At 34.4% G+C, this 20,052-nt stretch carries 17 protein-coding genes; 9 read left to right on the top strand and 8 right to left on the bottom strand.

Features of this window, described 5'->3' with window-relative positions:
- Positions 1 to 87: 87 nt before the first annotated feature.
- Positions 88 to 2,004 carry an ABC-F family ATP-binding cassette domain-containing protein gene (locus V1T75_RS05355; protein WP_330487531.1) on the bottom strand — a complete coding sequence of 639 codons (1,917 nt, stop codon included), beginning with the start codon at positions 2,002 to 2,004 and terminating at the stop codon, positions 88 to 90.
- A 119-nt stretch (positions 2,005 to 2,123) separates the two neighbouring features.
- Here V1T75_RS05355 and V1T75_RS05360 point away from each other — a divergent pair, with 119 nt between their 5' ends.
- The gene (locus tag V1T75_RS05360) at positions 2,124 to 2,519 is read left to right on the top strand and encodes a DUF983 domain-containing protein (protein WP_330487532.1); all 396 of its coding nucleotides are present in this window, start codon (positions 2,124 to 2,126) and stop codon (positions 2,517 to 2,519) included.
- Between the two features lie 57 nt (positions 2,520 to 2,576).
- Here the strand turns inward: V1T75_RS05360 and V1T75_RS05365 are convergent, their stop codons facing one another.
- The 7 genes from V1T75_RS05365 to topA form a co-directional block, all read right to left on the bottom strand.
- Entirely contained in the window at positions 2,577 to 3,626 is a 1,050-nt protein-coding gene (locus V1T75_RS05365; RefSeq protein ID WP_330487533.1) for an NAD(P)/FAD-dependent oxidoreductase, read from the bottom strand.
- 77 nt (positions 3,627 to 3,703) lie between these two features.
- The gene (gene porN, locus V1T75_RS05370; protein ID WP_330487534.1) at positions 3,704 to 4,564 is read right to left on the bottom strand and encodes a type IX secretion system ring protein PorN/GldN; all 861 of its coding nucleotides are present in this window, start codon (positions 4,562 to 4,564) and stop codon (positions 3,704 to 3,706) included.
- 19 nt (positions 4,565 to 4,583) lie between these two features.
- Positions 4,584 to 6,119 carry a type IX secretion system motor protein PorM/GldM gene (porM, locus tag V1T75_RS05375; protein WP_330487535.1) on the bottom strand — a complete coding sequence of 512 codons (1,536 nt, stop codon included), beginning with the start codon at positions 6,117 to 6,119 and terminating at the stop codon, positions 4,584 to 4,586.
- Between the two features lie 43 nt (positions 6,120 to 6,162).
- Positions 6,163 to 6,804, bottom strand: coding sequence for a type IX secretion system motor protein PorL/GldL (gene porL, locus V1T75_RS05380; RefSeq protein ID WP_330487536.1), 642 nt, complete (start codon positions 6,802 to 6,804; stop codon positions 6,163 to 6,165).
- A gap of 51 nt (positions 6,805 to 6,855) precedes the next feature.
- On the bottom strand, positions 6,856 to 8,235 hold the full coding sequence (gene porK, locus V1T75_RS05385; RefSeq protein ID WP_330487537.1) for a type IX secretion system lipoprotein PorK/GldK: 1,380 nt from the start codon (positions 8,233 to 8,235) through the stop codon (positions 6,856 to 6,858).
- A gap of 96 nt (positions 8,236 to 8,331) precedes the next feature.
- Positions 8,332 to 9,492, bottom strand: a complete 1,161-nt coding sequence (locus tag V1T75_RS05390; RefSeq protein WP_330487538.1) for a formimidoylglutamase — start codon at positions 9,490 to 9,492, stop codon at positions 8,332 to 8,334.
- Positions 9,493 to 9,550: 58 nt separating this feature from the next.
- On the bottom strand, positions 9,551 to 12,037 hold the full coding sequence (gene topA / locus V1T75_RS05395; protein ID WP_330487539.1) for a type I DNA topoisomerase: 2,487 nt from the start codon (positions 12,035 to 12,037) through the stop codon (positions 9,551 to 9,553).
- 199 nt (positions 12,038 to 12,236) lie between these two features.
- Here topA and miaB point away from each other — a divergent pair, with 199 nt between their 5' ends.
- From miaB to V1T75_RS05435, 8 genes are all read left to right on the top strand, one after another.
- Positions 12,237 to 13,691 carry a tRNA (N6-isopentenyl adenosine(37)-C2)-methylthiotransferase MiaB gene (gene miaB / locus V1T75_RS05400; protein WP_330487540.1) on the top strand — a complete coding sequence of 485 codons (1,455 nt, stop codon included), beginning with the start codon at positions 12,237 to 12,239 and terminating at the stop codon, positions 13,689 to 13,691.
- Between the two features lie 74 nt (positions 13,692 to 13,765).
- Complete coding sequence (locus V1T75_RS05405; protein ID WP_330487541.1) at positions 13,766 to 14,998, top strand: sigma-54 interaction domain-containing protein; 1,233 nt, start codon at positions 13,766 to 13,768, stop codon at positions 14,996 to 14,998.
- A gap of 46 nt (positions 14,999 to 15,044) precedes the next feature.
- On the top strand, positions 15,045 to 15,551 hold the full coding sequence (locus V1T75_RS05410) for an LptE family protein (protein ID WP_330487542.1): 507 nt from the start codon (positions 15,045 to 15,047) through the stop codon (positions 15,549 to 15,551).
- A gap of 4 nt (positions 15,552 to 15,555) precedes the next feature.
- Positions 15,556 to 16,299: a hypothetical protein gene (locus tag V1T75_RS05415; protein ID WP_330487543.1), complete on the top strand. Its 744-nt coding sequence runs from the start codon at positions 15,556 to 15,558 to the stop codon at positions 16,297 to 16,299.
- On the top strand, positions 16,300 to 16,647 hold the full coding sequence (gene secG / locus V1T75_RS05420) for a preprotein translocase subunit SecG (protein WP_330487544.1): 348 nt from the start codon (positions 16,300 to 16,302) through the stop codon (positions 16,645 to 16,647).
- A 163-nt stretch (positions 16,648 to 16,810) separates the two neighbouring features.
- Positions 16,811 to 17,086, top strand: a complete 276-nt coding sequence (locus V1T75_RS05425) for a co-chaperone GroES (RefSeq protein ID WP_330487545.1) — start codon at positions 16,811 to 16,813, stop codon at positions 17,084 to 17,086.
- Positions 17,087 to 17,185: 99 nt separating this feature from the next.
- Positions 17,186 to 18,820: a chaperonin GroEL gene (gene groL, locus V1T75_RS05430; protein ID WP_330487546.1), complete on the top strand. Its 1,635-nt coding sequence runs from the start codon at positions 17,186 to 17,188 to the stop codon at positions 18,818 to 18,820.
- Positions 18,821 to 19,065: 245 nt separating this feature from the next.
- Entirely contained in the window at positions 19,066 to 20,046 is a 981-nt protein-coding gene (locus V1T75_RS05435; protein ID WP_330487547.1) for a lipase/acyltransferase domain-containing protein, read from the top strand.
- Positions 20,047 to 20,052: the final 6 nt, after the last annotated feature.

The following is a 20,052-nucleotide window of genomic DNA, read 5'->3' on the forward strand; positions in this document are numbered from 1 at the left end:
AAGATCAAGAATACTCAATTTTTCTAATAGTGATTCTTCTCTATCAAAAAAATAAGTTAAACAGTTAACTGACGGTTATATGAACTGTTAAAAACCAGACACCTGTTCTTCTACTTGCTCCCACTCTTCCATTAACTCATCTACTTTCGCTTTTTTAGCTTTGTAGTTTTCAAAAAAGTTAGGTCGTGAAGATACTTCGTCGTAATTCTGAGCTAGTTCTAAATCTATTTTTTCAATTTCAGCTTCTAAATCCGCTATTTTATTTTCTATTTTATTGAGTCGGTTTTTTAACTTTTTCAGCTCTTTTTCTTGCTCTCTCGATAATTGATAGGCTACTTTTTTAGACGTATCTTTTTCTTTAGTTACTACGGTTCTTTTTTCAGCATCACGTAAACTTTCCATTTTGTGTTGCTCTAAGAAATAATCGATATCCCCTAAATATTCTTTTATTTCTTGGTCTTTAAATCCGTAAACCGTAGTGGTTAATCCTTGTAAGAAATCACGGTCGTGAGATACTACGATTAAGGTTCCGTCAAAATTTTGCAAGGCTCTTTTTAGTACATTTTTAGAAGTTATGTCTAAGTGGTTGGTAGGCTCATCCATTATCAACACATTGAACGGTGATAGCAATAACTTGCACAATGCCAAGCGGTTTCGTTCCCCTCCTGATAGTACTTTTGCTTTTTTATCTACCGCTTCTCCGCCAAACAAGAAGGCTCCTAACATATCTCTCACTTTTACTCGGTTGGCATCGTTAGCCGCATCTTCCATGATTTCCAATACGGTCTTCTCTGGTGGCAATTCTTCAGACTGGTTCTGAGCAAAATATCCTATCTCAACATTATGTCCTAATTTTAGGTTTCCTTCAAACGGAATTTCCCCTACCATCATTTTCGCTAAAGTAGATTTTCCTTGCCCATTTTGTCCGACAAAGGCAATTCTACTATTACGCTCAATCAATAAATCAACCCCCTTTAACACTTCTTTTTCGCCATAACTCTTAGATAGATTTTCAGCTTCTACAATAATTTTACCTGGCTCTTTCGAAATAGCAAAACGAACATTCATTACCGCGTTATCATCTTGATCAACTTCAATGCGCTCAACCTTATCAAGCTTTTTAATTAATGATTGTGCCATCGAAGCTTTGTTGGCTTTCGCTCTAAACTTTTCAATCAGCTTCTCTGTGTGTTCTATTTCTTTTTGCTGATTTTTTTGTGCTTGTAGTTGCTTTTCTTTGATTTCGGTTCGCAACTTTAAAAACTCTGTATACGGTTTTTTATAATCGTAAATTTGTCCTAACGAAATTTCTATCGTACGGTTCGTTACGTTATCTAAAAACATCTTATCGTGCGATACTAGCACGATGGCGCCTGCATAATTTTTTAAGAAATTTTCTAACCAAATAATCGATTCGATATCTAAGTGGTTGGTAGGCTCGTCGAGCAATAATATATCATTATTCTGTAACAGTAGTTTTGCTAATTCGATACGCATACGCCAACCTCCAGAAAACGTATCTGTCAGTTTATCAAAATCTTCTCGTTGAAACCCTAATCCTTGTAAGATTTTTTCGGTTTCTCCTTGATAATTATACCCTCCTAATAATTCGTAACGTTCAGTTTTTTCATTTAAATCGATAATTAACTGATTGTAAGCTTCACTTTCATAATCGGTTCTTTCTGCTAACTGTTGGTTTATTTCGTCTAACTCTAACTCAATTTCTTTTATTTCAGTAAATGCTTGGTAGGCTTCTTCTAGAATAGTTCTTCCTTGCACAAAATCGATATCCTGACGTAAAAAACCAATGCGTACGTCTTTATCAAACGCTAAGGTTCCTCCACTACTTTCAACATCTTTAGAAAGTACTTTTAATAAAGTTGATTTTCCAGCTCCATTTTTTCCAATCAATCCTATTCGGTCTCCTTTTGTTAATTTAAAGGTGATTCCTGAAAACAAATCTGTTCCCATAAATGAAACTGATACATCGTGTACGTTTAACATATTTTTAGCAAATTACTATGGTTTTGTAACTAGAGTTACAAACGAGAGTTTTATTTTTGTTGAAATTTGTGCAAACTTACAAAAAGCAAATAGTTAATCGAACTTAATACCCAGAAGAAATGTTTGGAAAAGGAAGTAAATTATATAGTATTTTTAACAGTAAATGCCCTCGTTGCCATGAAGGTGAGTTTTTTAAATACAAACTTAACTTCAATCCTAAAAAGGTAACTACTTTGCACGAAAACTGCCCTAAATGTAATTTAAAATACATGATGGAACCTTCTTTTTTCTTTGGTGCCATGTATGTAAATTATGCTCTTGCTGTGGCTCTTTTCGTTGCTATTTTTATTATTGCTAAGGTATTTATTGGCCTCTCTATTTTACATAGTTTTATAGCAATTGTGGTCGTTTCTCTAATTTTAACACCTATCACATTACGCCTTTCAAGGATTATATGGATTAACCTTTTTGTAAGTTACAAAAAGGATGCTAAAGTGTTACAATCGGAAAAGTAAGCTTTTTAAGAAATCGAACTATACTTTCTTAAAAGTACAACTATATAAAAAGGTTCGTTATTCAACAAACCTTTTTATATTTATTTCTTTATCTAATTCTTCATTATTTTCAAGGTGATTGAACAAGTTTTCAGCAACGGTTGGTGCAATCATTACACCTCGTGTTCCTAAACCATTTAAAATAGCTAATCTGGAATGTTCTGGATGTACTCCTACCAAAGGTCTCCTGTCTTTTACAGTAGGACGTATTCCTGCTGATTGTTCAATCACGGTATAGGGAACTGCTATTATTTTTTGTAGCTTTTCTTCTAGTTCTTTTTTACCTTGTTCTGTTGGAATCGATGTTTTGTCTGTCCAATTAAAAGTAGCTCCTACTTTGTATGTATCGTTCCCTAAAGGCATTACAAAAACACTTCCTTTTAATAAAAAATTGATTTGTAATTGAGGGGCGTGAATTGTTATCGTTTCTCCTTTGGTGCCATTTAACGGTAAGTAGTTAAAAAATGGATTTTTCTTTAAACCAAACCCTTCACTAAACACTATTCTTTTTGCATTGATCTCTTTGTATATAACTTTATCTTCTAAAATCTCTACTTTCGAATGGTCAAAAGCTTGTTCTACGAGACTTTTTAATGACTTGATATATTCTTTATAGGATTTCACTAACAAAGGCGTATCAATCCTTCCTGTACCCTTAAGCTCTCCAAATCCATAATCCCCTATAATTCCTTTGATTTTTTCTTTTGCTATCTTTGGATTCATATAGTAAGACAACATCGGTTTATCTGAGGCTATAAACCAATTATTTTCGTCTCCTACACTGGTAAATACTTTTTTAGTGGTAAATTTATAATCTAAGGTAAGTTGTAACTTCTTCTCTAGTTCTTGATAAAAAGGGATGGCTTTTTCTAGTTGTTCATGCCCATTCCAAACCGGTGTAAATCGTTTTAAAATGACAGGGTTGTATACTCCACCAGCCACAACTGAAGATACTTGTGAATCATCTTCAAAAACGATAAAGCTTTTATTATTTTTAATTAGCTGTTCTGCAAAAGCTATCCCCGATAAGCCTAAACCGACAATGATGTAATCTACCTCTGTATTCATGCTTCAAAAATACTATTTATTACAATAAAAAAGAGCTTGCAATGCAAGCTCTTTTTTATTGTATTTGAAAGGGAATATTAATAATTCCACATATCCATTTCTCTATTACGAATACCTTCTTTAATTCTATTTGCTTCTAACAACTGAAATAAAGAGTTCCCTCTGATATAGTCAGATATTGCTCTGTCTCCGTAAATATTTTCTTCTCTTAATATTGTAGAATTGAAGCGTCGAGCGTTTAACAAGTTGTCATAAGAAAGTGGTTGCGCTGAATTTTCAGGATTGAATACTTTAGAGTTGTGTAAAGTTTCTCTTGCATCGGGAAAAAATACCCAAAAGAGCTCATATACATTTTCTTTGTCATCAATCTCCTCAACTCCCATAACCTGTACATCTGGTCCCATAGGAGCTAATGCTAATAAACGATACTTTAATTCGCCTTGGCGTTTGTCAAAATACCACAGTCCTTTTAACATATAACCTCTAATATCTTGAGATTGTACATAATAAGGATCTACGTAGTCACCGTTTTGACGCTCGTTATAGGTCATCAACTTAACTTCGTCCATTCCTATTTTTGTGGTAAAATAAGAGTCGTTATACACTTCTTTTATTTCTCCATTTTTAATACCTTTTAGCAACGTATCAAATAAAGAACGTCTTGTTAACCCAGCATTGGTAGTATCAATTGGGAAATAGTAAGGCAGATTAATTTTTTGGTTTAAATCTACATACTCCCACACCACTTTAGACCACAACACATCTCTATCACTAATATAGCCATAAGGAAGTGGTTTGTCATCTTCTGAAGCAATTTGAGCTTCAGATTTAACTCCAATTTCATCTACCTTTTTAGCATTTAAAAGGTTAGCCTGTGCATTTGCATAGCTTGTTGCTGCAAACGCGAATAAAACCATATAAAAACGCTTCCAATTCATACTTTCTTGTTTTTACTTATTAATTTGTAATTTCTATAGCAACAGGCAGTACCTTTTTTATGCTATAATTAGAGCCAGATACGGATGCTTTGATATCAAAAATAGTCACTACATCGTTTCTCCTTGCTTTAGTAATAGCTGCTTTTGCTCTTGCATTTAAGGTTCTTCCGTTCACAGGAATTGCAACTTGACCTGGTACTTTAATTTTAAAACTAGATACATTTAATTTTAAATCAAATAAGAAATCAGGTAGTCCGGCAGCAACACTAATTCTTCCTAAACTTGCTTTTGGCATTTTTACGGTACCATATTGACCTCTTACCATACCTACCGCTGGTGGTATGTCTTTAATTCTAAATTTCTTTACAGAACGTACCCCTTTTGATGCACCTGTTGGAGTTCCTGTAACGACGATATTTACTTCGCTTCCTTTACCTGGACTCATTACATATTTGTCTCCTTTAACTCTTCTTAATCCTGGTGCTTTTGCAGTAACTTTGTTTCCTGGTACTCCTGGAATAGAGATTGTCATTGGGTTAGATAAACCACGGTATACAACATTCATTTTATCTGCAGCTACTAATGCCTCATTAGGTCTAGGAATAACGGCATAAGCTCCTTTGATATCTATCTTTACAATAGAATCTCCTTCTTTAAATTGGAACTCACCTTTTAACTCCTTATCTCCTACATTTCCAGCTGGACCGTCTAAAATAACCTGACCTGCTTGAATTTTCTCTTGTTCAACTTCTTTATCGTTAATAATAACTTTCTCTGCAGTTAAATTAGGATCTTTTTTACCTAATACAATTCTACCAGATAAGTTTTCTCCTGGATAGTAAGCACTTTTATCAAATACAACCATAGCTTCATACTTGGTCATAGACACAGCACTTTGTAACTCTCCTTGTAATAAAGCGGTTAAAGCATCAGATTCAGTAGCTTTAATGTCTGCTTGAATTTGTGTTAACTTAGTTAAAGATGCGATTAAAGGAAATCCTTCAAAGTGATATTTTAACCAGTCAATTTTCTTACCATCTTTGTTCTCTTCTTTATCTGTACTAAAGCGAGCAGCGATTACACCTGCAACCTCTGTACCTTCCAAAGCGGCTACAGCATCATTTCTAAAGGCATCAATTTTAGCAACAAACTCTTGTCCTTTTTTTGATATTTTACCTCCTTTAAAGAATAACTCATCTAAAAACTTAGACTTATCCATTGTTTCATATGCTTGCTTGTCTTCTAAATCACCTGTCATTTGGCTCTTTAATTCTCCAACATATGCATATAATTCATCCGCAGCTACTTTTAACTTGTCTGTTTTCTCCTTAGCTTCACCATATTGTTTAGCTTGTTCTGCTGCTTTTTGAGCTAACGTTTCGTAAGCTATTTTATTTTTTTCAGTTGCCTTTTCGTTTGCTACTGTTAACTTTTCATTCATTAATCCAAAGGCTGATAATACCTCTTTACTCATGTTCATTGCTAACATTGCAATAAACACTAAGTACATAAGGTTAATCATCTTCTGCCTTGGTGATAGTTGTCCTCCTGCCATATTAATTAGTTTGTTTAGTTAATAAATTAGATAAACTAATTAATTATTTGTTAGACATTGCAGTTAACATTCCTCCATATACTCCATTTAATGAAGATAAGTTTGTTGCTAACGACTGCATTTGCTCTTGTAAACGTTGAGAATTTTCTACCATAGCAGAATTTAAATCAGCTTGTTTACTAGCATTTTCTACTTGTGTTTGATATAAACTATTTAAAGACTCCATTTGAGCCGCTGCTCTAGACATTTGCTCATTGTAGCTATTGGTAGCTGAAATTGACTGAGATGCTGAAGCTAAAGGCTCTACTGCTCCTTGGAAGTTTTTAATACTATCCCCTAAACGAGATACTAATTGAGCATCTAATTTAGCCTCACTTAAAATGTTATCTAACTTTTGAGACAACATACTTTGTGCTTCTTCTGGAGATGCTTCTTTACCTTTTTTATTACCTAATGATTGACCATCTGCTAGCTCTGGGTATACTTTTGTCCAATCTAAATCGTCTTCAACTGCTTCAAACGCTGACAATGCGAAAACTGCTGCTTCAACAATCATACCTACCATTAATACTTCATTTCCAAAAGGCCAGTGTAAAATTTTAAATAATGCTCCAATGATAACTACTGCGGCTCCTAAACCGTAAGCCATATTGAACATTTTCTTAGTTGATTTTGATTGTGCCATAATTCTTGATTTTTAAATTTTGGGGATTAATATTTATTCTTGTTTTCTTATTTAATTACTTTTATTAGTACCTAAGTAGTCTTGTACAGTTCTAAATCCGATATAACTTCTTGCTGTGTCTGCATATTCCCAATCACGAGAACTTACTTCTAAGAAATATGCTACGTCTTTCCAAGACCCTCCACGGATAATTTTTCTTCTATTTTCTTTAATCTCAACGTTAGGGTTCATTGTAGATCCCATGTAATAAGACATTTGGTTGTAAGCTGTATTGGTCCATTCAGAAACATTTCCTGCCATATTAAACAATCCGTACTCATTAGGATTGTAAGACATCGCCTCTACAGTGTATAAAGCTCCATCTGCTGCATAGTCTCCACGAACTGGTTTAAAGTTTGCTAAAAAACATCCTCTATCACTCGTAGTACTAGGACCACCCCAAGGATACTTTCCATAATCTAAACCTCCTCGAGCTGCATATTCCCATTCCGCTTCTGTTGGCAATCTAAAAGCGGGAACCAATCCTAACTTCTTTCTTGATCTTTGATAATTATTTTTTGTTTGAGTTCTCCAGTGACAAAAAGCTTTTGCTTGATTCCACGTTACACCTACAACTGGGTAATTTTCGTAAGCTTTGTGCGCAAAGTACTCTTGGTGCATTGGATCATTGTACGAATAATTAAAATCCTTAATCCATACAGTAGTATCTGGATATACATTGATTACCTCGTCTTTTAAGAAATCCTTTCTATTCTTTCCTATTCTTGCTGCAGCCTCATTATCAAACCAATAATACCTATAGTTTAATAATTTCGTATTAAATGTTCTTATTCCGTTTAAAGCCTCTTCTTTTCTTAAATATAAAGAGTCCATTACTTCCACATAATCAGCATCTGGATACTCTTGAGAATCCCAAATAATTTCTTCTCTCCAATTCAAAGGTTTTAAAGAGTCTAGCCCTTCTCCTAACTCGTAGTAATTTTCACGCATGTATTTTTCATACGGCGTCTCATTTACAGTATCTTTTGACGCAAAAGCATATAATTGAATTCCTTGTGCATTTTTGCCTACATTTACTGCATCATCTCCACCTAAAGAGGCAAATTCAGCTTGGTAAGCTAATTTAGTTCTTGTAATAGAATCTCTTACCCAATAAACAAATGCTTTGTACTCACTATTTGTTATCTCTGTCTCATCCATATAAAATGGTTGTACTGTAACAGTTTTTGTTGGAGCATTCATAGCTCCCATAGGGTCTTCATCTTGTTTACCCATTGTGAAAGATCCTCCTGGGATTTTAGCCATACCATATGGTTTTTCAGCAAACCATTTTCTTTTTGACTTAACTCCTACCAATTCTCCTCTATCTCCACTTGAACCACAAGAGTAGATGATAGATGCTAACAATGCAAGTACTGTTATTTTTTTCATATTATATCTTTCTTATAAAAGAGGCGTAAACCTATTATTTTTTTTATTAAAAAACAATTACGAGTTATTATTTTTTACAGAACACACAACTTTCTTTTAAACAAGCTTTTGTAATGCTTTGTACCACCTCTCTGGTGTTTTTTGCTGCAACGCCTGTTCATAATCTCTATAGTTACATGGTATTAACGCATGTCTTTTGTGTTTATTATTCGATATTAAATTTATTTCCATCCACCAACGCCCACTTTTATCGCTCTTGTAAAAGTTAATTGGGTCATCATCATTCAAAAGCACCGTAAACTTTTGGTAGCTTTCTTTTGTAACAAATGGGTAATCTTTGGCTCTAGAATTTACTCCTTCTATGAAATACCAAATTACTTGAGCAATTAAATTGGCCGTTTGACTATTAGAGTCTAACTTACTGTTATATTCATATATTCCAAAGGATGTTACTTTATCACTAATTCCAGCGTAACGGGCTATTGCACATATTTCTTCTCCGTAAAAGCCATTTGGCGAGGCATTTCTATTTGCCGGTGCTTCACTTTGTCGAATACAACCAATATCTATACTTACTACATCTGCATCACGCATTATAGGCTCTACTAAAGTTACATCTTTCACCTGTCCTAACCGGTAAGCATCAAAATATAGTTTATCTAATAAGCTTATCTCTTCTTGAGAATTAAAATACGTTTGATAGCCTATATTACTAAAATTGAAAAGGTTGTTAGGTTGCTCCATAACAATTCTACTCATATAGGATCTAGAGCTCAGCTCATCTTCTAGTGTTCCCAAATCAAAACGGCTATCCACAGCTACTAAGTTAACTGTTTGTTCTAATTCGTCATAAGCTCTGTAGTTTGCATAAGTTAAATCTTGTCCTCCTCCAATTATTACTGGAAGTATATTTTTTTTCAGTAAAAATGCTACTGATGATTTAACAGCAAAATAGGTATCTTCTAATGTATTTCCTTTTTCTATGTTTCCTAGATCTGCAATATGGGTATGCCAATTCCCAGGGAATAATTGGTACAAGTGCTTACGAATTTCGTGCAACTCTATACCACTACCAAAATTACCTACTGCACCTCTATCATCTTTAACCCCTAGAATTGCGATAGTCACTTCTGTTAACTCTGGAAAACCATCTTGAACAGTATGAAGCTGAATAGTTCTTCCCAATACAGAAGAAGGCTGTAAAACCACATGAGCAGCTACAGCATCTTCAATAGGTGTAAAGAAGTCTATATTCATTATAAGGGGGAATTTAAGAGTCGCAATATACTAAACTATTTTTTTTCTGAAAGCTTCTTTATTTTTTTTTGGTTGCTTTCTTTTTAGCTGCTTTCTTCTTAGGTGTTTTTGCCTCTATCATTTTAACAGCCTCTTCTTGTGTTAGTTTTTCTATTTCTGTTGTTTTAGGAAGCTCAACTTTTATTTTTCCTTTTATTACATTAAAACGTCCCCAACGTGCTTTTTCTACACGAATCCCTACTTCTTCAAAGTTGTGAAGTAACTTTTCACGTTCTTTTCGTTTTTTATCTTCTATTAATTCTTCTAAATCTGCTTGACTTAAATTATCAAAATCGTACTTTTTATTTACGTTAATAAAAATAGCATTCCATTTAATAAACGGACCAAAACGTCCTACTCCTTTTTGAATTGGCATACCTTCGTATTCTCCAATAGGAGCATCTGCTTTTCTTTTTGCTTCTATCAACTCAATAGCTCTATCCATATCTACCGACATTGGATTTTCTCCTGTATCTAACGAAACATATTTACCGTCGAACTTAATATAAGGACCAAATCTTCCATTGGCTACAACCACTTCTTTATCTTCATAATCTCCTAAGGTTTTTGGCAACTTAAATAAGTCCATTGCTTCTTCATAGGTAATTGAGTTCATTGTTTGGTCTCCTTGTAAGCTTGCAAAGCGAGGCTTCTCTTCATCAGTTGCCTCTCCAATCTGAACCATCGCTCCGTAACGTCCTAAACGCACATACACATTCTTTCCGCTTTCTGGATCAACTCCTAACAAACGTTCTCCTTTTGCTCTTTCTGCATTGGCTGCTACATCTTCTACAACAACATGAAAATTGTTATAAAAATCTTTAATCATCGCTATCCAGTCTTCTTTACCTTCTGCAATATCATCAAATTCATTCTCTACTTTGGCTGTAAATCCATAATCTAGAATAGTATCGAAATTAGCTACTAAGAAATCGTTTACTATATTTCCTATATCTGTTGGCACTAATTTTCCTTTATCTGAGCCTACTCTTTCAGTCAAAACTTGCTCTGATACTTCTTGATTTGCCAAACTTAACTGTGTATAATTTCTTTCTTTCCCTTCAACAGTTCCCTTTTCAACATACTCTCTTCTTTGTATTGTTGAAATTGTTGGCGCATACGTAGAAGGACGACCAATTCCTAGCTCTTCTAATTGTTTTACTAACGATGCTTCTGAATACCTTGCTGGTGGACGCGTATAGCGTTCAGTTGCTGTAATTAATTCGTTTGTCAAGTGCTCTTTTACTTCCATTTTAGGCAACATTCCTGCTTGCTCTTCCTCTTCATTATCAGTACCTTCTAAGTATACTTTTAGAAAACCTTCAAAAGTAATTACCTCTCCATTTGCAGTAAACTGCTTTTTGTTTTTATCGTTATCAATTTTTACAACGGTACGTTCTAGCTGAGCTTCACTCATTTGTGAGGCTAATGTACGTTTCCAAATTAAGCTATATAATCTTGTTTGGTCATACTCTCCTGTAATCTCATGATGCTCCATATTCGTCGGACGAATCGCCTCGTGTGCCTCTTGTGCTCCTTTTGATTTAGTCGCATAATTACGTGGCTTGCTATACTCTTCTCCATAAGAAGCTATAATTTCTGCTTGGGCAGCATTTTTTGCGTCATCAGATAAATTTACGCTATCTGTTCTCATATAGGTTATCAACCCTGCTTCATACAAACGTTGTGCAACCATCATGGTTTTGGCAACAGGAAACCCTAATTTTCTTGATGCTTCTTGCTGCAAAGTAGAGGTTGTAAAGGGAGGCGCTGGAGATTTTTTTGCTGGTTTTTTTTGTAAATCAGCCACAGAAAATACCGCTCCTAAACAAGAGTTCAAAAAATCTTCTGCCTCTTTTTTGGTTGAAAAATTCTTTGCTAGCTTTGCTTTAAACTTTTTCCCTTCTGCATTTACAAACTCTGCATCAACTCGGTAAGAAGCCACTGCTGTAAACCCTTCTATTTCTCTTTCACGTTCTACGATTAAACGTACAGCCACCGATTGCACTCTACCTGCTGACAATCCTGGTTTTACTTTTCTCCATAAGACAGGAGATAATTCATATCCAACAATTCTATCTAACACTCGTCTTGCTTGCTGCGCATCAACAAGATTATAATTAATGGTACGTGGATTTTCTATTGCTTTTAAAATTGCTTTTTTAGTAATAGAGTTAAAAACAATACGTTTGGTATTTTCTTCTTTTAACTTTAACTGCTCCGCTAAGTGCCATGCGATAGCCTCTCCCTCGCGGTCTTCATCGGATGCTAACCAAACAGTCTCTGCTTTCTTTGCTAAGTCTTTCAGCTTTTTTACCACCGCTTTTTTATCGGTAGAAACTATGTATTTCGGTTTAAAATCTCCTTCTACATTTACCCCTAACTCTTTAGATGGTAAATCTGCAATGTGTCCAAAACTCGATTCAACCTGAAAGTCTTTTCCTAAAAACTTTTCTATTGTTTTCGCCTTAGCAGGTGACTCAACTATTACTAAATTTTTTGCCATACGTCTTATATCTCTTATCTCATTTTACACCTTAATAATATAGGTATAATTCAGTTTGCAAAAGTATATAGTTTTTTTTTAATGGGTCGTTTTTAACAAAATTTTACTTTTTCTTAAAAAAACTATCCATGTCAATTTGTCACAAATTACACTTTTTGGTTGTATCTTTGCAGCCTATTTTAGTACGATTTAAGGATTTATGGAACACGTAGAGAAAGTAATTGATGAGAACAAACAAGGAAAAGCCCTTGTTACAGAACACAAAGAAGGAAACAACAAAAAACTTTTTATAGAAAGTTATGGTTGTCAAATGAATATGAACGATAGCGAAATTGTGGCGTCAATTTTAGCTGAACAAGGTTTTAATACTACACAAAGTCTGGAAGAAGCTGATTTAGTATTGGTAAATACCTGCTCCATTCGTGAAAAAGCAGAAACTACGGTTCGTAACAGACTTCAAAAATACAACGCCGTAAAAAAAACAAATCCAACGATGAAAGTTGGAGTATTGGGTTGTATGGCTGAACGATTGAAAGAGAAATTTTTAGAAGAAGAAAAAATCGTTGATTTAGTTGTAGGTCCTGATGCTTATCGTGATTTACCTAATTTAATCGAAGAAGTTGATGCGGGTCGAGATGCTGTAAATGTAATTTTATCAAAGGAAGAAACGTATGCTGATGTTTCTCCTGTTCGTTTAAACTCTAACGGAGTTTCTGCTTTTGTTTCAATTACTCGTGGCTGCGATAACATGTGTACATTCTGTGTGGTTCCTTTTACTCGTGGTCGTGAGCGTAGCCGTGACCCTAAGAGTATTATCGAAGAAATTCGCAGTATGCAAGAAAAGAACTTCAAAGAAATTACTTTACTAGGTCAGAATGTAGATTCTTACTTATGGTATGGTGGCGGATTGAAAAAAGATTTTAAAAAGGCTTCAGAATTGGCACAAGCAACCGCTGTAGATTTTGCACAATTATTAGATATGTGTGCTACTGAATTCCCAAAAATGCGTTTTCGCTTTTCTACCTCGAATCCGCAGGATATGACTTTGGATGTGATTCACGTGATGGCAAAACACCAAAACATTTGTAAATACATTCACCTACCTGTTCAAAGTGGAAGTAACAATATGTTAAAAGCCATGAATCGTCAACATACACGCGAAGAGTACATGGCTTTAATAGACAATATTTACAAGATTGTTCCTGAAATGGCTTTAAGTCAAGATATGATTGCTGGTTTCTGTGGAGAAACTGAAGAAGACCATCTTGATACTTTAGATATGATGAACTATGTAAAATATAGCTTCGGATTTATGTTTGCCTACTCGGAAAGACCAGGAACCTTAGCCGCTAAAAAGATGGAAGATGATGTTCCTTTAGAAACGAAGAAACGTCGTTTACAAGAAATCATTAACCTACAACAAGAACATAGCTTATATAGAGCTATAGAACATGTAGGTAAAATTCAAGAAGTTTTAATTGAAGGAACTTCAAAGAGAAACGAAAACGAATGGAAAGGTCGTAACACACAAAACACCGTTGTTGTTTTCCCTAAGGAACACTATCAAATGGGTGATTTTGTAAATGTAAAAATTGAAGATTGTACTTCTACTACCTTAAAAGGTACGGCTGTTGGATATTCTGACAATAATTAATTTATAGAGAAGAGAGTCAAGAGAAAAGACTGTGTCTTTTCTCTCTATTCTTTTTTCGCTATTCTAAAAAAGAAATGGAAAATTTACAAGCTATAAAACAACGCTTTGGCATTATTGGTAACGATGTGCAACTAAATCGCGCCATTGAAAAAGCGATTCGTGTTGCTCCTACCGATATTTCAGTACTCGTTACTGGTGAAAGTGGTGTTGGAAAAGAAAATATCCCTAAAATAATTCATCAATTATCCCATAGAAAACACGCAAAATATATTGCAGTAAACTGTGGGGCGATTCCTGAAGGAACTATTGACAGTGAGTTATTCGGGCATGAAAAAGGAGCTTTTACAGGAGCCACGCAAACCCGTAAAGGATATTTTGAAGTAGCAGATGGAGGTACCATTTTTTTAGACGAAGTTGGTGAATTACCCCTAACAACTCAAGTACGTTTACTACGTGTACTCGAAAATGGAGAATTTATAAAAGTTGGTTCGTCTCAAGTGCAAAAAACAAATGTTCGTATTGTAGCTGCAACCAATGTAAATATGCATGAAGCTATTGCTAAAGAGAAATTCCGTGAAGATTTATATTATCGTTTAAGTACTATCGAAATTCCGCTACCTCCTTTAAGAGAACGTGGAGAAGACATACATTTACTATTTAGAAAGTTTGCTGCTGATTTTGCACAAAAATACAGAATGCCAACTATCAGATTAGATGAAAATGCTGTAAAAGTTTTATTAAATTATCATTTTCCGGGCAATATTCGTCAATTAAAAAATATTGCCGAACAAGTATCAATAGTTGAAGAAGACAGGGTGATTACTCCTGAAAAACTAGTTCAATATTTACCTGAAAACCGCAGTAATTTACCCGCAATTGTTGGAGGTAAAACTACTGCTCAATCCGATTTTGCTAACGAACGCGATATTATGTATAAAATCTTGTTTGATATGCGTAACGACATTAACGACTTGAAAAAACTAACGTTAGATTTAATGCAAAACGGCGATTCTGAACAAGTTCAAGAAGATAACCATCGCTTGATTGAGCGCATCTATCAAGACCAAGATTTATCGGAAGCGTCAAATATTGAAGTTGTACAAATTCCGAAATCACCTTCTCTCCAAAGTGCTTATGATTATGCTGAGACCATTGAAGAGGATGAAAGTTTATCATTACAAGAAAAAGAAATTGAAATGATAAAAAAGTCTCTTGAAAAAAATAACGGCAAGCGCAAATTAGCCGCTAAAGAGTTAGGAATATCTGAAAGAACTTTATATCGAAAAATAAAACAATACGACTTATAACACCCTTAACACACTATTAAACCTTGAATTGATTACATTTGACTTTATGAAAAAACTAATTTACATTGTTATTTTTATTACTTCCACGCTCGTAATGTTAGGCTGTGGGGTATATTCTTTTACCGGGGGAAACACAGGAGATGCTAAAACAATTCAAGTTGATTTTTTCTCTAACCAAGCACCTTTGGTTGAACCAATACTCAGTCAAAGATTTACACAAGACTTACAAGATTTATTCACACGTCAAACTAATTTAACCTTGGTGAATTCTGGCGGTGATTTACATTTTTATGGTGAAATAGTTGACTACCGTATTACTCCAATGAGTGCAACAGCACAACAAACTGCTGCTCAAAACCGATTAACAATTGTTATAAATGTAAACTTCATAAACACTCTTAAAGAGAAAGATAATTTTGAAAAACGTTTTTCTTTTTACGCCGATTATGGAGCCAATCAACAATTAACAGGAGAAGTTTTAGAAGTAGCTTTAAATAAAATTCTAGGTCAGATTACGCAAGATATTTTTAATGCCTCAGTGGCAAAATGGTAATTTTTTGAATACGAATTCTTACATACAATTATTAGAAAAACCTGAATTGATTTCGCAAGAACATCTTTCAGACATTGCTGCTATTATTCAAGAGTACCCCTATTTTCAATCTGCTAGGGCACTTCGTTTAAAAATTTTAAAAAACCAAGAAAGCTACAAATACAACAACGAGTTAAAAACAACAGCAGCTCACACGAGTGACAGAACTGTTTTATTTGACTTTATTACTTCTAAAGCATTTAAAAAAACGCCTAAAAAAGAAGAAAAAACTAGCTTAAAAAACAAAATTCTTTCCAAAAGAAAACAGCCTAAAGCTTCAACAGTAGAGGAAGAGTTAGCTATTGGAAAGCCATTTTCTTTCACACAAAACGAAACTTTTTCTTTCAATCAATGGTTACAGCTATCGTCAAAAAAAGCCATTGTTAGAACTTCGGATAGTGAAATTTCAGAAGAACAAACAAAAAAAAACCCAGTTAAATCTGAACACGAAGCTATTATTAATCGTTTTATTGAAACGGCTCCTAAAATTTCTCGTCCTAGCAAAGCAAATACTTTGGATATAAAAATATCCGAAAACCAACAAAATAATCAATTAGCTACCGAAACCTTGGCTAAGGTATATTTAGAACAAAAGAAATATGACAGTGCAATTCAAGCATATAAAATATTAAGTTTGAAATATCCAGAAAAAAGTAGTTTCTTTGCAGACCAAATTAAAAGAATACAAATTTTACAAAACAATAAATAGATGACAACGTATACTTTACTTTTAGTTTTAATATTGATTGTTGCAATAGCATTAATCTTAATTGTAATGGTTCAAAATCCTAAAGGTGGAGGATTATCTTCATCATTTGGAGGCGGTGGAGCTCAAAATATTGGAGGTGTACAAAATACAAATAGCTTTTTAGACAGAACTACTTGGACATTAGCTATTACTATGTTTGCTTTAATTTTATTAGCAAACTTCGCTATTCCAAGAGGTAATGCCGCAGATGCTCCTCAATTAAATGAAACATTAAACAATATTGAAACTACGACAACAACTCCTGCTACTCCAGCAGCGACAGATACTGCAAAAGACAGCGCACAGTAGTTTTTAAAAAATAGAATATAAAATGCCAACGTTAATGACACGTTGGCATTTTTTTTATTTACTATCCTAATCTATTAGAAAAATTGTCAGCAAAAATCTAATGGCATAATTTCTGACAAAACTTAACCAGTAAATATTAATTTAATTAATCAAAATATATAAAATGGGATTAAACATTAAACCTTTAGCAGACAGAGTTCTTGTTGAACCAGCTGCAGCAGAAACGACTACAGCATCAGGAATCATCATCCCTGACAACGCAAAGGAAAAACCACAAAAAGGTACTGTCGTTGCTGTAGGTAACGGAACAAAAGATGAGCCTTTAACTGTAAAAGTTGGTGATACTGTTTTATACGGAAAGTACGCTGGTACTGAGCTTAAACTAGAAGGAAATGATTATTTAATTATGAGAGAAAGCGACATCTTCGCTATTATCTAAAACTTCTTTGCTTTTAGCTTTTTGCTATTAGCCCACTAAATAAAAACTAAAAAACCAAGCCAACAGCAATAAGCTAACGGCTAAAAAACGAAAACAAACATGGCAAAAGATATAAAATTTGATGTAGACGCTCGCGACGGATTAAAGCGCGGGGTAGATGCATTAGCAAATGCAGTAAAAGTAACTTTAGGACCTAAAGGACGTAACGTAATTATTTCTAAATCTTTCGGAGCTCCTCATGTAACCAAAGATGGAGTTTCTGTAGCTAAAGAAGTAGAATTAGAAGATGAGCTAGAAAATATGGGAGCTCAAATGGTAAAAGAAGTAGCTTCTAAAACTAACGATTTAGCGGGTGATGGTACCACAACTGCAACAGTATTAGCGCAAGCTATCGTAAAAGAAGGATTAAAAAACGTAGCTGCGGGTGCAAACCCAATGGATTTAAAACGCGGTATAGATAAAGCTGTTACTGCTATTACTGAAGATTTGAAGAAACAAGCTAAAGAAGTTGGCGATTCTTCTGAAAAAATTCAACAAGTTGCTTCCATCTCTTCTAATAATGATGCCGTAATTGGTAACTTAATTGCTGAAGCATTTGGTAAAGTTGGCAAAGAAGGTGTTATTACCGTTGAAGAAGCAAAAGGAACAGATACCTATGTTGATGTTGTTGAAGGAATGCAATTCGATCGTGGATACCTATCTCCATACTTTGTTACAGATGCCGATAAAATGATTGCTGATTTAGAAAACCCATACATTTTACTATTCGATAAAAAGATCTCTAACCTACAAGAAATCTTACCTATTTTAGAACCAGTAGCTCAATCTGGGAGACCTTTATTAATTATTGCTGAAGATGTAGACGGACAAGCTTTAGCTACTTTGGTAGTAAACAAATTACGTGGTGGGTTAAAAATCGCTGCTGTAAAAGCTCCTGGATTTGGTGATCGTAGAAAAGCAATGCTAGAAGACATTGCTATTTTAACTGGTGGTACTGTAATTTCAGAAGAAAGAGGTTTCTCTTTAGAAAATGCCACTTTAGACTTATTAGGAACTGCTGAAACAGTTACTATCGACAAAGACAATACTACCATCGTTAATGGTTCTGGTGACGAAGCACAAATCAAGGCACGTGTAAATCAAATCAAAGCACAAATTGAGACGACTACTTCTGACTACGATCGTGAGAAATTACAAGAGCGTTTAGCTAAATTAGCGGGTGGAGTTGCTGTACTATACGTTGGTGCCGCTTCTGAAGTAGAAATGAAAGAAAAGAAAGATCGCGTAGATGATGCTTTGCACGCAACAAGAGCCGCTGTAGAAGAAGGTATCGTAGCAGGTGGTGGTGTTGCCTTAGTACGTGCTAAAAAAGTATTAGAAACTATCACTACAGAAAACTTGGATGAAACTACAGGTATTCAAATTGTAAACAGAGCAATTGAAGCTCCTTTGCGTACGATTGTTGAAAACGCTGGTGGAGAAGGTTCTGTAGTTATCAATAAGGTATTAGAAGGTAATCAGAACTTTGGTTATGACGCTAAATCTGAAACATATGTAGACATGCTTGAAGCTGGTATTATCGATCCTAAGAAAGTAACTCGTGTAGCTTTAGAAAATGCTGCATCGGTTGCTGGTATGATCTTAACTACCGAGTGTGCTTTAGTTGACATTAAAGAAGATAACCCAGGTGGTGGAATGCCTCCAATGGGTGGTGGAATGCCAGGAATGATGTAGTCGATAAGCTCGACACCTAAATATTTAAAAGCCTCGAGACAAGTCTCGAGGTTTTTTATTATCAAAAGTCTCACTTTATCAATAATATCTTCAAAAGCCTGAAAATACAACAGAGAAAAACCTAATTAAAACAACAACAAATACACAAAACATAATAGTCTGATTTATAATTTCTTACATTTTAAAATTTACAATACGCTTCTTGTGTAAATTGTGCATGTAAAAACCTCAAAAACGAATTAATTATGTTAAAAAAGTATGGTTTTATTGTTTTTATTTTTTCTGTTTTTTTAGTGGCGTGTTCTAATGAAAATGAAGACGAATTAATAGAAGGTAATAGTTCTTATGAAACTCAATCAATATTAAGTAAAAGTGCTGGTACATTCCAAATTACTAGTCACTTTGATAATTGGCTTCAACAAAACGGGTATGGCTCTTATAATTTTAAGGGAAGTGCAGGGTATAGTTATGGAGGTAAAACTTCAAATTCTAGCACGTTAAATAATCAACCTGTAATTTTTATACATGGTAATAGTGACAAAGCTGATGGTTGGGAAGATTCCATCAACTATTTTTTAAATAACGGATACAACACTAACGAGCTTTATGCTTTTACCTGGGGAGATGCAAATCCTTACAACGCTTCTTCGAACTATCATAGCAAAGATTTTTTACAAAGAGTTAGAGCTTTTATACAAGCTGTAAAAAGCTATACAGGAGCTCAAAAAGTGGACGTAATAGGCCACTCAATGGGAGTTACATTAGGTAGAAAGGCAATAAAAGGAGGTAGTGCTTACGACCAAAATTATGGCTCTTATAACTTGGGCAGTTCATTAAGCTATGTAGATACTTTTGTAGGAATTGCTGGTGCGAACCGAGGTTTAACTTCATGCTATTATTCTGGTACGGGAATACCAACTTGTAATGATGTTAACGGTTTTTATCCTGGATATCTTTTTTGGGGAGCTGGTCCTTATGGTGTTTCCGACTTTTTAACTGAATTAAATAACAACCCTGCAAAGGAAGCCAATAATGTGTATTCTATATGGAGTTCTGCTGATCAAGTTGTTGGTTATGGTTGTATTGTTTATGGAAAAAATACCTGTAGAATTAATACACAAGATGGAGAAAAATATTATAGTTCTGCTCCTTATGGACATTTTGGTGTAAAAAACTTATCAGGATACTATCAATTACAAATGGTAAAATATCACAGTACTTATTAAGTAATT

This window comes from Tenacibaculum sp. FZY0031 (assembly GCF_036350695.1).
In the GTDB taxonomy this organism is placed as follows: Bacteria; Bacteroidota; Bacteroidia; order Flavobacteriales; family Flavobacteriaceae; genus Polaribacter.